This is a genomic window from Pseudomonas sp. B15(2017), assembly GCF_002113215.1.
Lineage (GTDB): Bacteria > Pseudomonadota > Gammaproteobacteria > Pseudomonadales > Pseudomonadaceae > Aquipseudomonas.
The window spans coordinates 214,234-228,319 of the sequence record NZ_NEJZ01000003.1 but is presented as its reverse complement, the minus strand read 5'-3'; the positions used below and the strand labels follow the sequence as shown (position 1 = coordinate 228,319).

Sequence of the window (14,086 nt, the reverse complement as noted above, 5' to 3'; positions counted from 1 at the left end):
GAGGGCTTGGGGAGCATTCCCCGAGCCCTTTTTTTTAACTGTTTGAACCTGAGAACCGTATGTATGGAAGCTGGCCGCAAACCGGCTCCCAGACAAGCCCGACGCCGGTAACGTCGGGTGTTTCAAAGCTTCGTTTCGTCGCTTGCACCACAACCGTGCAGACGGGCGCCGCACTGATCGGTATAGTGCCGCCCCTCTTCGCGTGAGCGGTCGTCGGTAACGAGGCCATAACCCATGCGAAACCCGAACTAATAACAAACCCGCGATATGGATCCGGGACGAAACCCTCGCCTCGCCCGTTGTGCCGCGCGCACACCGGTGTAACGCGATGTTTCCGACCATCCAGCATTTGCTTACACAATAAACAGCGAGGAAAAATCCATGCTCGAAGTCATCAACGACTTCCTCTCAGGGAAAGTACTGATCGTGCTCATTGTCGGGCTCGGTAGCTACTTCACGATTCGCTCGCGTTTCGTTCAATTGCGCCACTTCTTCCACATGTTCGCGGTGTTCCGCGACAGCCTCAAAGGCAACGCCGGGCAGCTCAGTTCGTTCCAGGCCCTGATGCTCAGCCTTGCCGGCCGCGTCGGTGCGGGCAACATCGCCGGTGTCGGCATCGCCGTGACCCTCGGTGGTCCGGGTGCGGTGTTCTGGATGTGGGTGACCGCTCTGGTCGGCATGTCCAGCAGCTTCTTCGAATGCACCCTGGCCCAGGTCTACAAGCGCGCCGACGGCGACGGCCTGTACCGTGGCGGTCCGGCTTACTACATCCAGCACGGCCTGAAACTCAAAGGCATGGCGGTGGTGTTCTCGATTCTGCTGCTGGTCACCTACGGCTTCGCCTTCATCGGCCTGCAGTCCTACACCGTGACCCACTCGCTGCAAAACGCCTTTGCCTTTGACCCGCAACACACCGGCATCGTCCTGGCTGTGCTGCTGGCCATTACCTTCATCGGTGGCATCAAGCGTATTGCCTCGGTGTCCGACCTGCTGGTACCGATCAAGACCCTGGCCTACATCGGCGTGACCCTGTACGTGATCGGCACCCAGATCGAACACGTGCCAGCCATGCTGGAAACCATCTTCAAGAGTGCCTTCGGCCTCGACCCGGCTTTCGGCGGCCTGCTTGGCAGCGCCATCGTCATGGGCGTGAAGCGTGGCGTATTCGCCAACGAAGCCGGTCTGGGCAGTGCGCCGAACGTCGCCGCCGTGGCCGCCGTGAAGCACCCTGGCGCTCAAGGCGTGGTTCAGGCGTTCAGCGTGTTCCTCGATACTTTCGTGATCTGCACCTGCACCGCGCTGCTGATCCTGCTGTCGGGCTTCTACACCCCGGGGTTCGAAGGTGACGGCATCGTCCTGACCCAGAACTCGCTGGCCGCCGTGGTCGGTGACTGGGGCCGCCTGTTCGTCAGCGTCGCGCTGTCGCTGTTCGTCTTTACTTGCATCCTCTACAACTACTATCTGGGCGAAAACAGCCTGCAATTCCTCACCCGCAACCGCGCTGTGCTGATGACGTTCCGCGGTCTGGTGCTGGCCCTGGTGGTCTGGGGTTCGATGCAGGATCTGTCGACCGTGTTCGCCTTCGCCGACATCACCATGACCTGCCTGGCCTTCGTCAACCTGATGGCACTGGCCATGCTGTTCAAGGTCGGCATGCGCGTGATGCGCGACTACGATGCGCAGCGCCGCGCCGGCGTCGACCAACCAGTGTTCGACTCCAGCAAGTTCAGCGACCTGGATCTGGACCTCAAAGCCTGGCCTGCCAATCCGTCGGCCGACACCCAGGCCAACACTCAGCCGCAAGGCATCCCGGCAGCGCAACGCTGATCGGGTAAAAACCGGGCGCAGCTCTTGCGCCCGGCGTGACACAGGCAGCGGTCGGCGTCATGCTCGACCGCCTGCTGTCCTCGCTCAGGAGAACTCCCCATGAATTCCTCGACCTACCCTGCCGCCCAGCACGTCATGGTGCTGTACACCGGTGGCACCATCGGCATGCAAGCCAGCGCCAATGGCCTGGCCCCGGCCTCCGGTTTCGAAGCGCGGATGCGCGACTACCTGCACAGCCAGCCTGAGCTGGTGGTGCCGCAGTGGCGCTTTCGCGAGATGTCGCCGCTGATCGACAGCGCCAACATGACCCCGGCCTACTGGCAGCAACTGCGTGAAGCGGTGGTCGACGCCGTTGATGTGCAGGGCTGCGACAGCGTGCTGATCCTGCATGGCACCGACACCCTGGCCTACAGCGCCGCCGCCATGAGCTTCCAATTGCTCGGCCTGCATGCCCGTGTGTGTTTCACCGGCTCGATGCTGCCGGCCGGCGTCACCGACAGCGACGCCTGGGAAAACCTCAGCGGCGCGCTGGTCGCCCTCGGCCAGGGCCTGGCGCCGGGCGTGCATCTGTATTTCCACGGCGAACTGCTGGTCCCGACCCGTTGCGCAAAAGTGCGCAGCTTCGGCCGTCATCCGTTCAAACGTCTGGAGCGTCAGGGCGGTGGCGTGAAAGCCACTTCCCTGCCGGCCGCGCTGAACTACAACCAGCCGAAGCAACTGGCCAGGGTTGCCGTGCTGCCGCTGTTCCCGGGCATCGGCGCCGAGATCATCGACGGCCTGCTCGATAGCGGCATCCAGGGTCTGGTGCTGGAGTGCTACGGCAGCGGCACCGGACCGAGCGATAACCCGGCGTTCCTGGCCAGCCTTGATCGGGCGCGCAATAACGGCGTGGTCGTGGTTGCGGTTACGCAGTGCCATGAGGGCGGTGTGGAGCTGGATGTCTACGAAGCCGGCAGCCGTCTGCGCGGGGTTGGCGTGTTGTCCGGCGGCGGGATGACCCGTGAGGCGGCATTCGGCAAGTTGAATGCATTGCTCGGCGCAGGGCTGGATGTCGCGCAGGTTCGCCGGTTGATGGAACTGGACTTGTGCGGGGAGCTGCTCTGAGTAACACAGACCTGCGATCTGATGCCTGAAACAAGCAGGCCCTCCCCAGGGAGAGCCTGCACCAACAATTACTCTTCAGCCAAATCAAAACTTCCCGCAAACTTCCTTTTTCCATTGTCGAAATCAACACTGACGATACCTTTGAACGCCATCCACGGAAACCCCGTTACACGCTCCAGCTTTACTGTCCCTAACCCATCGAGATACAAAACATCGTCCGTCGTAATCTCGAAATGTGCGTGCTCCGGAATTTTAACTTCCGTGCCCAGGTATTCTTGTTTTACCAGCAGCGTAATTTTGTTCTTGAAACTTTGGCCGTCATAGTCAGCAAACACTAGAGCAACGCCTTCTTTATCGAGGCGCAATCCAGGTAGCGCAAAGTTCCCACCATCCAAAAGCCCTCTGATCATGCCCTTCGGCAGGGAAGCCGCTGAAGATCGGGTGTTGTTGACCTGCGAACCATTGTTATCCATAGCCGTTCTCCGAAATTTATTGGAACCTCAAAACAACAAGTGCACTTACAATCGAAACTAGCAACAGACCCACTGGCAGTCAAATATCAACACGACAAATAAAAAAATGTTTTCAATCAGCCATTATAACTGACGAACGGCAGCGTTTTCGCGAAAAACCTGTCAACTTTGACAGTTGTCGAATGATTGTTTTTATTTTAAGTTTCAAGTGCCAACAGCAATAACTTCAACTTAACCGAAAAATAAAACTTCAGTTATCAACATCGACAAGTTATTAACCGGGCCATCGCTTGATTAATGCAGGCATGCTGGCGGCACACAATTTGCTCATTATTCCGGTATCCCCAAGGCTGGAAGTCCTCGATGCTCCACTCCCACCTCACCACCCTCAACGCCGTCGCCCTGGTGCTCAACACCTTCAGGGATCAAGGCCTGTCCAGCGAAGCGCTGCTGGCCGGCAGCGGTATCAGCGCGGCGGATCTGAGCCGGGCCGACACCCGCATCACCACCAATCAGGAGATGCAGGTCTGCGCCAACGCGGTCGCGCTCAAGCACGACATTGGCCTGGAACTGGGCCGGCGCATGCATGTTTCCTGCTACGGCATCCTCGGTTACGCGCTGCTGACCTGTGCCACCTTCGGTGACGCTTTGCGGCTGGCGATCCGTTATCCGGCGCTGCTGGGAACACTTTTCGAACTGAGCCTGGAAGACGACGGCGAGCGCGTCTGGTTCGTCGCCGCCGATTACCGCGAGAGCCCGGCAATGGCGGTGTTCAATGCCGAGTTCTGCCTGGTGTCGCTGAAAGTCATCTGCGATGACTTGCTCGGTCATCCGCTACCGCTGCTCGCCACCCGCTTCGAGCACACCGCGCCAGATTATCGCGACAGCTACGCCGAACACTTCAAGGCACCTGTGCACTTCGGCGCCAAGGACAATGCTTTCGCCTTCGACCGGCGCTGGCTCGACCAACCGCTGCCGCTGGCCGACATCATCACCCACCAGGCCATGGCCGAGCGCTGCCGCAAGCAGAACACCGAGTTCACCGGTCGTCAGGCGTGGCTGGGGCGGATCCGTCAGTTGCTCAGCGCGCAACTCAACGCCGCACCGGGGCTGGAAGGTCTGGCGCAGCAGATGAACTGCTCGCCGCGTACCTTGCGCCGGCATCTGAAGGACATGGGTTGCAGTTATCAGGAACTGCTCGACGAACTGCGTTTCGAGCGAGCCAAACAGATGCTGTGCGAGGACCAGTTGCCGATCTACCGCATCGCCGAAACCCTGGGTTTCAGCGAAACCGCGAGCTTCCGCCATGCGTTCGTGCGCTGGAGCGGCGTGGCGCCGAGTCAGTTCCGTCCACACGGTTAAACCGTCCAGGGGCGATATCAGGTCAGCATTTTTGGCCACATCGATCCCCTTTTGGCCTCTCTGGCCGTTCTCCGATTCGCTCCGCGCCGCAACACTGGGATCAACCGAATCAGCCCCTGCGGAGAACAACAAATGCTGACGATCTACTCTGACGATCACCACCTGCACCATGGCCGCTGCGAATTGATCGACGGGCAACTCAAGCCTTGCTTCGAGATGCCGTCGCGCGCCGACCACGTGCTGCAACGGGTAAAACATCAAAACCTCGGCCCGGTCGAGGCGCCGAAGGATTTCGGCCTCGGGCCGATCGAGCGCATCCACAGCCGCGACTACCTCGACTTCTTCAAAGGCGCCTGGGCGCGCTGGACCGAATTCAACACCGACGGCGACTTGCTGCCTTACACCTGGCCGGCGCGCACCTTGCGCCAGGTCAAACCGACCAGCCTGCACGGCCAGCTCGGCTATTACAGCTTCGACGGCGGCGCACCGATCACCGCCGGTACCTGGCAAGCCGCCTACAGCGCAGCCCAAGTGGCGTTGACCGCTCAAGCGGAAATCCAGCGCGGCGCCCGTGGCGCCTTCGCCCTGTGCCGTCCGCCGGGACACCACGCCGCCGGCGATTTGATGGGCGGTTATTGCTACCTCAACAACGCCGCCATCGCCGCGCAGGCTTTCCTTGATCAGGGCCACAAGAAGGTCGCGATCCTCGACGTCGACTACCACCACGGCAACGGCACCCAATCGATTTTTTATGAGCGTAGCGACGTGCTGTTCACCTCGATCCACGGCCACCCGGAAGCGGAGTTCCCGTTCTTCCTCGGCTACGAAGACGAGCGCGGCGAAGGCGCCGGTGAAGGCTTCAACTTCAACTATCCGCTGCCGGCCGGTTCCGGCTGGGATGTCTGGAGCGCGGCGCTGGATCAGGCCTGCCAGGAGATCGACAACTACGGCGCCGACATCATCGTCGTGTCGCTGGGCGTCGACACCTTCAAGGACGACCCGATCTCGCAGTTCAAGCTCGACAGCCCCGATTACCTGGCGATGGGCAAGCGCATCGCGGCTCTCGGCAAACCGACCCTGTTCGTCATGGAAGGTGGCTACGCGGTGGAAGAAATCGGCATCAACGCGGTGAACGTGCTTGAAGGTTTCGAACAATGAGCAGACTCAAGCACCTCATCGCGCCGGTGTTGTGCGCAGCGCTGCTGAGCGGCGCGGCGCAGGCGGAGGAACGCACCCTGCGCGTCTACAACTGGTTCGACTACATCACCCCCAAAGCACTGGAAGACTTCAAGGCGCAGAACAGCCAGACCAAACTGGTCTACGACATCTTCGACACCAACGAAGCACTGGAGGCCAAACTGCTGACCGGCAATTCGGGCTACGACGTGGTGGTGCCGTCCAACGTGTTCCTCGCCAAGCAGATCGAGGCCGGGGTATTCCAGCCGCTGGATCGTAGTCAGTTGCCGAACTGGAATCACCTCGACCCGAAACTGATGAAGCTGATCGAGGCCAACGATCCGGGCAACAAATTCGCCGTGCCCTACATGTACGGCACCATCCTGATCGGCTTCAACCCGGCCAAGGTCAAGGCAGCGCTGGGCGACAACGCGCCGGTGGACAGCTGGGAGCTGATCTTCAAAGAGGAGAACATCAGCAAGCTCAAGCAGTGCGGCGTGGCCCTGCTCGACTCGCCGTCGGAAATCCTGCCGCTGGCCCTGCAACACCTCGGCCTGGATCCCAACAGCAAGAACCCGGCGGACTACGCCAAGGCTGAAGCGCTGCTGTTGAAGATCCGCCCGTACGTGACCTACTTCCATTCGTCCAAGTACATGGCCGATATCGCCAACGGTGACATCTGCGTCGCGGTCGGTTACTCGGGCAGCTTCTCGCAAGCCGCCAACCGCGCCAGGGAAGCGAAGAACGGCGTGGTGGTGGACATGCGCCTGCCGAAGGAAGGCGCGCCGATCTGGTTCGACATGCTCGCCATCCCCAAAGGCGCGAAGAACCCGCAGGACGCCTACACCTTCATCAACTACCTGCTGCAACCACAGGTGATTGCGCCGGTGAGTGACTTCGTCGGTTATCCGAACCCGAACAAGGACGCCACCGAACGTGTCGACCCGGCGATTCGCAACAACCCGAATCTGTACCCGACCGATGCGGCGATGAACACGCTCTACACCCTGCAACCGTTACCACGGGATGCAGAACGGGCGCGGACCCGGGCGTGGACCAGGATCAAGTCCGGCACTTGAAACCAGCCATTGAAAAAGACCCGCCTTCGCGGGTCTTTTTTTGCGCTATCCCTGTACCGCACCGTGTCGCCGGCGCCCTTATCTATCTACCACCGCACAGGCAAAAACCCGGCTTACCGTGGACCGGAATCGAAGTAGCAATCCCGCTACCTTCTTCACCCATGGAACAGGCCCGTGAATACACCTGCAGTGACACACGACGTGTCCCCTCCCTTGCTGAAACAGAGCCGACTGGTCGAAATGGCCAGTCAAGGCTATTCGCTGCATCAGATCGCCTCGACACTGTTGCGTACAGTATTGAGCGAACGCTACCCCGACCAGCACCTCGATCCGGATAACACCCTGCTCGCCACACCGGTACGCAACATGGATGCGCCGCAGATGACCGTCGAAGCCTGCAACTTCGAAACGCTGACCCACGTCCTGATACAACAAAGCCTGCACAAGACCACCGCCGAGTTCATCGAAGGTGAACACTTCCTGACAGGCATGCCCCTCTCCAATCCACCGCTCCATCTGGCAGTGAGCATGGATGAACTCACCTTATTGATGAACGAACATGCCCCTCTGCTGTTCGTCGCATTTCAGCAGCGCCAGCTGGATTACTGGAATGAAACCGAACAGGACCAGCCCCGTTGGCGAGTACTGTCCGACCAACTGCGCTCGGCTGTCGATGTTCAGACCGCCAGTGGCTGGGATAGCGACGCGTGCCTGCTGGCGCGCTTCGTCGCGCAGTACCCGGACAAAGCCGAACGCCCGACCGCCAGCGATCATTTCACCGCACTGCGAGCCTGCATCATGGACATCGACCAGGTCGATGGCAGCACCGTCTCGCATGCGCTTGTCGCCGGCGCCCTGGTCATCACGGCAACCCTCGGCAAACGGCAGCGAATTCTGCTGCACACCATTGACGACGGCTATGAATCGTTCGATTCACTGGAACAACTGGGAGACTCCCTGCCGGAACGTATCGATCCCGAACACCCACAACCACCGCTGCAGTGGCGCCTGATCGAACCCGACGGCAATATCTTCGACGCTGTTGCCCAGGCACTCGTTGCCAATCAATTGGTCGCCATCGCGGCAATGGATCCCGCCAGTCAGCACCTCGACAACCGGGTCATGGCTGGCTCACAGAACACCAACCGACTCAGCCCGCCGGAACGAAACCGGATCAACCAGTTGGAAAAGGCAATTCCAGACTGGTTGAAAGCGGCGTCGGCGACGGACCTGCAAACCTACAGCCGCTACCTGGTCGACCTCGGCGCGTTGCGTCAGGAGGCTGCGGACGGCGCGTTCAAGGTCGATGACCTTCCTGCAATCAAACCCTACGCCGAGCAAAAAATGCAGGAGGCAATACTGGCCGATACCCGCGCGGAGGGGGCCGCCGACCTGCCGCTGGACCGCTTGCGAATCACCGTGACCGACAGCATGGAAACGGCTGGCTTCACCCTCGCCAATCCCTTGAGTCGGGTTCGCGAGACGCTGGGTGAATTCGCCTTGCAAAACACCCCGCCGTATCAGGCAAGCATCGACTTCGACGATGGCCGGGCCTTACCGGCGTGGCTGACGGTCGATTACCTGAGTGCCCTGGCAGAGCAGGTCGACATTGGCCTCCACTACCCGAAACTGATCAAGCGCAACCTTATCGACGACCCGGTCCGTGCTGCCGAACAGAAGACTCGCTACACGCGCCAACTGCCCATACTCCTGCCGTTGCTGGCGCTGGAATGCAAACTCCGACATCTGGGTGGCGTCGATGAACGGGGTCACGCCTGCATCCGTCAGTTGATGGACGCCATCACAGGCGATCAACCGTCGCAGGAGCATCCGGTGACCATCCGCCCACTGGCGTTTACCCCCGTTCGCCGCCTGAGCGGTCAGTCAGACACCGTGACCAACATGTTCATCATTGCCCCCCGCGATCATCGCCAGGGGCCTTGCCTGTTGTATCGACCGATGACGGACATGCCACTGATGCAGTTCGCATCCCTGCAAAATCTGATGTACGCGCTGTACCAGCCCGGAGAATTGCGCAGTTCCGTACTGGCCTGGCTCGGCTCGCCTTCGCTGAGTTTCGAATACTCGCAGTATGTTTTTGCAACAGGGCTCCCTTCCCCGTGGACGGTGACCCAACTGGTGTTCGAACCCTTCATGCATCTGGACCTGACCGGCCCCATCAAACTGGCGAACCAGCCTCTGACGGGAGACATTCTGGGCACCTTGCATGCAGCCAATAGTCGGGCATTGATCGAACTCGCCGACCGCCAATCAGTGTCCAACAGCGAGCGGCGCTGGGCATTGCTGGCCGAAAGCGGCTGGGCGATCTTCAGTATCGCCTCCAGTTTCATGAGCGGAGCGGCAGGTGCCGCCGTATGGGTCTGGCAGACCATCGAACAGATTCAGCAAGCCATCGATGCCCATGAACGCGGCGATGACCTGATGACCTGGCAATCGACTGCCGACATTCTGATGACACTCGGCATTCTGTTGACCCACCGGGTCGTCGCACGGCGCAACCGCTCGCTGAATCCGCAATTGAGCGCGACCCATGAAACGCCGCAAACCTTGCGGGAAGCCGAAGAACCTTTCGAAAACCAGCCAACGGAGTTGTCACCTGCCCCGAAGGCTGTCACCCACGATCCTGTCACCCTCACCGGAGACATCCCCGCCGGCCATCTCACACTGCTGGAACCTGCGCTCCTCCCGCGACCGGACTCCAGCGAGCGCTTCACTGCGATGCTCGACAGTTTCAAGGTCGAGGCCCCTGACCTGCACGACAAACAGGTGTCATCGACCAACCACCTCTATACGGTCGCGGACAAGACCTATGCCCAGGTCGGCAGCCGCTGGTTTCAAGTCAGTGCCCGCAAGGACGAGCCGGTGTACATCATTCATCCGCACGACCCGCTACGCACCGGCATGCCCCTGAAATATGACGACAAATCCGGACAATGGCACTGGGACCCGAAACTGCGCTTGCGTGGGGGCGGTCCGACCGGTCGCCTCGACGCGCTACGGCGCGCCAAGGAACAAGAGAAGGACGCCGCGTGGCAAGCCCTGCAACTGTTCTTCTCACGTGAACCGGCAAACAAGCGCGACATGCTGACCGAATTGCTCGCCTTGCCCAATGACAACAGCGAAGCCACCTATTCGCGCGCTGCGCCACGTTACCTGGACCTGGCCATGACGAATGGGACGGGCTACACCCAGGCGCTGGAACAGCTCGCGACCTGGCACCAGAACGGTGGCGGCGGTGTTTTCTACCAGGCACAACTGATGCGCATGACCGCCGAGCAGCATCGCTGCCTGGGTTCATGGCTGCGGGTGAAGATACGCCTGTATGCGATGACGTCCAAAAGGATCGCGGACAGCTTTGACAACAGTTCTCCCCTGTCACGCAGTGAACAGATCGACATCGCGACCCGAGCCACAGCACTCAGTGACGAAATGATCGCCACCCTTCAGACGCTGAATCGCTCTCTGCTTGTACTGGTCAAGCATTCCGGCAAAAGCGCAAAACTGGCCGCAGACTTGAAACGGTTGATGCCCGCTTACGGCGAACTTGATCTGAAGGCCAACGAAATCGGCATGTCCTTTGAACGCTGCGTCGTCGAACATCCCGGACCGGAAATGGACGCCGCCCGGCAGGACATCGGCATCATCACCGTCAAGGCTGCAGATGCCGCTCACGAGCTGCTCGGACTTTCACGCACAACCGCCACTGCGGACGGAAAAGCCGCGCGTATCGAGCAGTTTTCACACTGGAATGACCTTCTCTCCAGTCTCGACGATCAGATGGAACAGTTGCCCGCCAAACACCCTGCACAGTTCATCCAGGCCAGGATCGACAGGATTCGCGAACTGATCGGCGAGTTCCGTGAGCTGGCCCGCGAGCGCCTGATCGCCGAAGTCCCCGAGCCTCAAGTCGAGCCCATCGCGACACCCGCCAGACAGGATCCGCAGCCCTCGACTTCGCAACCGAAGGTCAAAGTCAGCAAAACCCGTCCGCGCCAGAATACCGCCGAACAGGCCCGCTTGCCCGGTACGACCCAGTCGGACGAAGAATCACCGTTCGTGAAAATTTCCGCTCGACCACCGAAACCGGCACAGTCAGTCGAGGACAGTGACCTGATCAACAAAGCGCAGGAGCTGAGCTATGACATCAACGACTTCATCACGAGGACTCGCGAAAGTGCCCGGCGTCCGGGGCGCATTCCCGCTGATATCAGAGACATGTTCGACCAGCAGGCCGCACGCCTGGAACAGGCGGCCAATGACGTGGACACGGTATTTGCCAAAAGGCGCGCAGCCAAACTGGATTCCTGGCCGGTTGCCGCTCTCAGTCCGGATCTGCGTGCCGGCGCGACCATCACACGCACCGAAGGCAACGCCGTCTACGGGGAGATGCTCAAGCAGCGCAAGCCCCGGGAAACCTATTTCCACTGGCTGTACGACAACGGTCAGGTCGACGTCGTCAAGGACGAACGCGGTCGCATCCGAACCCGACAGCGGGGTGATTACTTTCAGGAATACCGGATTCTCGACAAGGCCAAAGGAGGACGACCGATGTGGGTGGCGCATTTCCACTACGAACGAAAGAGTGACGCGGATGCCCAGTACACCATCGCCCACCTGAAATTCGCTGATGCCTATCTGCAGACCCTCGATGAAAAGACCCGTCAGACATTGAGCACCTTCGATGCCGTCGACAATGCAATGCGCCGCATCGTCGACCCGACGGTGCGTGACCTGTTCCTCAAGCCACAGCCGGCGGGCACCCGATAACTATTCACACCAGACAGAGCGCAGGCGGGCCAGAGCCGACTCGATTGCCGGCTCCAGCACCGCCGCAAAGCCCAGCACCAGACCGGCCCGCTGATCGAGCGGCGTCACCGAATCCGGCAGCCAATACTTGCTCAGGCCCTGGACTTCCACCTCCACACTGGCGGCTTGCTCTATCAACTGCTGCTCACGGGCCACGCTGTCGACTGCCACCGTGAGATGCAGTCCGGCCGACACAGCCGGCAATTCGCCGACGCCCGCCAGGCCTTGAGGCCAGCCGTTGATCAAGGCATTGCGCCGATTCACAGCCGCGCGACGCATCCGCCGGATGTGCCGCTGGAAGTGCCCGGCCGCCATGAACTCGGCCATCACCGCCTGGGTGCTGACTTCAGAATGCCGGACATCCACCGCACGTCGTTGCGCAAACGCTTTCACCAACCCCGGAGGCAGCACCAGATAACCCAGACGCAGCGCCGGGAACGCGACTTTGCCGAAGGTGCCGACGTACAACACACGACCCTGGCGGTCGAGCGCAGCCAACGGGGCCAAGGGCGCGCCGGTGTAGCGATATTCGCCGTCGTAGTCGTCCTCGACGATCCAGCCCCCGGTGCGCTCGGCCCAGTCCAGCAGTTCCAGACGTCGCGCCAGGCTCATCACTACCCCGGTCGGGTACTGATGAGACGGCGTGACATACGCCACCCGGCAATCTTCGGCAGCCGCCAGTGCCGCGCAGTCGATGCCCTCTTCGTCCACGGCAATGCCATGCAGCCGACCACCGGCCAGCGCGAAGGCATGACCCGCTGCGCGATAGCCGGGATTCTCGATGCCCACCCCGGCGCCCGGTTCAACCAGCAACTGTGCACAAAGGCTGATTCCCTGTTGTGCGCCACTGGTGATCACAATTTGCTCAGCGGAACACTGCATGCCGCGCGAACTGCGCAAATAAGCGGCGATCAGACCACGCAGACGCGCATCGCCCGCCGGGTCGCCGTAACACAGTTGCTGCAAGTCGGGTTTGCGCCAGAAGGCCGCGTTCAGCTTGGCCCAGACGTCGAACGGAAACAGATCGAAGGCCGGAACACCGACCCGGAATGCTCGTGGCGGACCACTGGGTGGCGTCGGCAAATGGTTGCGCTCAAGCCGTTGCAACGCACAGCTGTGGATAACTTCTCTGGATAAATCACCAGTGGAATTAAGCGAAATTGTGGATAAGGCTGTGGGTAAGGTTGTTGAAAACCCTGTGGATACTTTTGTGGATAATTTTCGTGCCGGTGTCACCGATTGCGGCAACTGCGCCACATAAGTGCCGTCCCCGACACGGCCTTCGATGAAACCTTCGGCATACAGCTGATCGTAAGCGCGCACCACGCTGTTTCGGGAAATCCCCAACGCTGTCGCCAGATCGCGGCTGGCCGGCAGGCGCGTGCCGCTGGCCAGTCGCCCGTCCAGCACCCGCATGCGCAAGGCCTGGTAGAGCTGACAGCTCAGGCCTTTGCGGCGGTCGAGTTCGATACCGGCGGGGTTGAACGGCAGCGACAGCGTGGGCGAATCGGGCATGAAAATGGACCTATGAAATTGGTCATCAATGGCTCTTACAACAGACCAATAGCCTGCCTACGATGCAGGCATTCGCCAAGGAAATTTTCTCCATGTACACGCCCCGCGCCTTTGCCATCGACGACTTGTCCCAACTGCACGAACTGATCCTCGCCACCCGCCTCGCCATCCTGGTGACCCACGGCGAACAAGGCTTGCAGGCCAGTCATGTGCCGGTGCTGCTGCATCGCGAGCAAGGTCCGAACGGCACGCTGTACGGGCATCTGGCCAAGGCCAATCCGCAGTGGAAAGACCTGCGTGACGGCGCCGAGGCCATGCTGATTTTTCCCGGTGCCGATGCCTACGTCAGCCCGGGCTTTTACCCGAGCAAGGCCGAGCACGGCAAAGTCGTGCCGACCTGGAACTACGTCGCCGTGCACGCCTACGGTCACGCCGAAACCTTCAGCGATGGCGGTCGGCTGCTGGACATCGTCAGCACCCTCACCGATCGCCATGAAGCGGGCCGCGCCCAACCGTGGTCGGTCGACGATGCCCCGGCCGATTACATCGACGGCATGCTCAAGGCCATCGTCGGTTTCGCCATTCCGATCGAGCGCCTCGAAGGCAAGCGCAAGCTCAGCCAGAACCGCAGCGCCGAAGATATCGCCGGCGTGCGCGAAGGCCTGGCTGCCAGCCCCGACATCAACGATCAAACCCTCGCTCACTTGATGCGTTAAGGAAATC

Annotated in this window: 9 protein-coding genes; 7 read left to right on the top strand and 2 right to left on the bottom strand. The window is 60.7% G+C overall.

Going from position 1 to position 14,086, the window contains the following annotated elements; translation table 11 throughout:
* Positions 1-381 precede the first annotated feature (381 nt).
* Together CAF73_RS06525 and CAF73_RS06520 are read left to right on the top strand one after the other, a co-directional pair.
* Positions 382-1,827: a sodium:alanine symporter family protein gene (locus CAF73_RS06525; protein WP_085696737.1), complete on the top strand. Its 1,446-nt coding sequence runs from the start codon at positions 382-384 to the stop codon at positions 1,825-1,827.
* A 99-nt stretch (positions 1,828-1,926) separates the two neighbouring features.
* Positions 1,927-2,931 (top strand): asparaginase, encoded by a 1,005-nt coding sequence (locus CAF73_RS06520; protein WP_085702291.1) that lies wholly within the window; start codon positions 1,927-1,929, stop codon positions 2,929-2,931.
* A gap of 68 nt (positions 2,932-2,999) precedes the next feature.
* On the opposite strand, the gene CAF73_RS06515 is transcribed toward CAF73_RS06520, so the two are convergent.
* Positions 3,000-3,404 (bottom strand): hypothetical protein, encoded by a 405-nt coding sequence (locus CAF73_RS06515; protein ID WP_085702290.1) that lies wholly within the window; start codon positions 3,402-3,404, stop codon positions 3,000-3,002.
* A gap of 363 nt (positions 3,405-3,767) precedes the next feature.
* On the opposite strand from CAF73_RS06515, the gene CAF73_RS06510 reads away from it, so the two are divergent.
* The 4 genes from CAF73_RS06510 to CAF73_RS06495 all read left to right on the top strand — a co-directional run bounded on the left by CAF73_RS06510 (position 3,768) and on the right by CAF73_RS06495 (position 11,809).
* Positions 3,768-4,766, top strand: a complete 999-nt coding sequence (locus CAF73_RS06510) for an AraC family transcriptional regulator (protein ID WP_085696734.1) — start codon at positions 3,768-3,770, stop codon at positions 4,764-4,766.
* Positions 4,767-4,898: 132 nt separating this feature from the next.
* Positions 4,899-5,924: a histone deacetylase family protein gene (locus CAF73_RS06505; RefSeq protein ID WP_085696733.1), complete on the top strand. Its 1,026-nt coding sequence runs from the start codon at positions 4,899-4,901 to the stop codon at positions 5,922-5,924.
* Positions 5,921-7,021 (top strand): polyamine ABC transporter substrate-binding protein, encoded by a 1,101-nt coding sequence (locus tag CAF73_RS06500; RefSeq protein ID WP_085702289.1) that lies wholly within the window; start codon positions 5,921-5,923, stop codon positions 7,019-7,021. Before CAF73_RS06505 ends, CAF73_RS06500 begins: the two co-directional genes overlap by 4 nt.
* A gap of 174 nt (positions 7,022-7,195) precedes the next feature.
* On the top strand, positions 7,196-11,809 hold the full coding sequence (locus CAF73_RS06495) for a dermonecrotic toxin domain-containing protein (RefSeq protein WP_234206166.1): 4,614 nt from the start codon (positions 7,196-7,198) through the stop codon (positions 11,807-11,809).
* Here CAF73_RS06495 and CAF73_RS06490 read toward each other — a convergent pair whose 3' ends face one another.
* Positions 11,810-13,363, bottom strand: coding sequence for a PLP-dependent aminotransferase family protein (locus CAF73_RS06490; RefSeq protein ID WP_085702287.1), 1,554 nt, complete (start codon positions 13,361-13,363; stop codon positions 11,810-11,812).
* Positions 13,364-13,455: 92 nt separating this feature from the next.
* On the opposite strand from CAF73_RS06490, the gene CAF73_RS06485 reads away from it, so the two are divergent.
* Positions 13,456-14,079, top strand: coding sequence for an FMN-binding negative transcriptional regulator (locus tag CAF73_RS06485; protein WP_085702286.1), 624 nt, complete (start codon positions 13,456-13,458; stop codon positions 14,077-14,079).
* Positions 14,080-14,086: the final 7 nt, after the last annotated feature.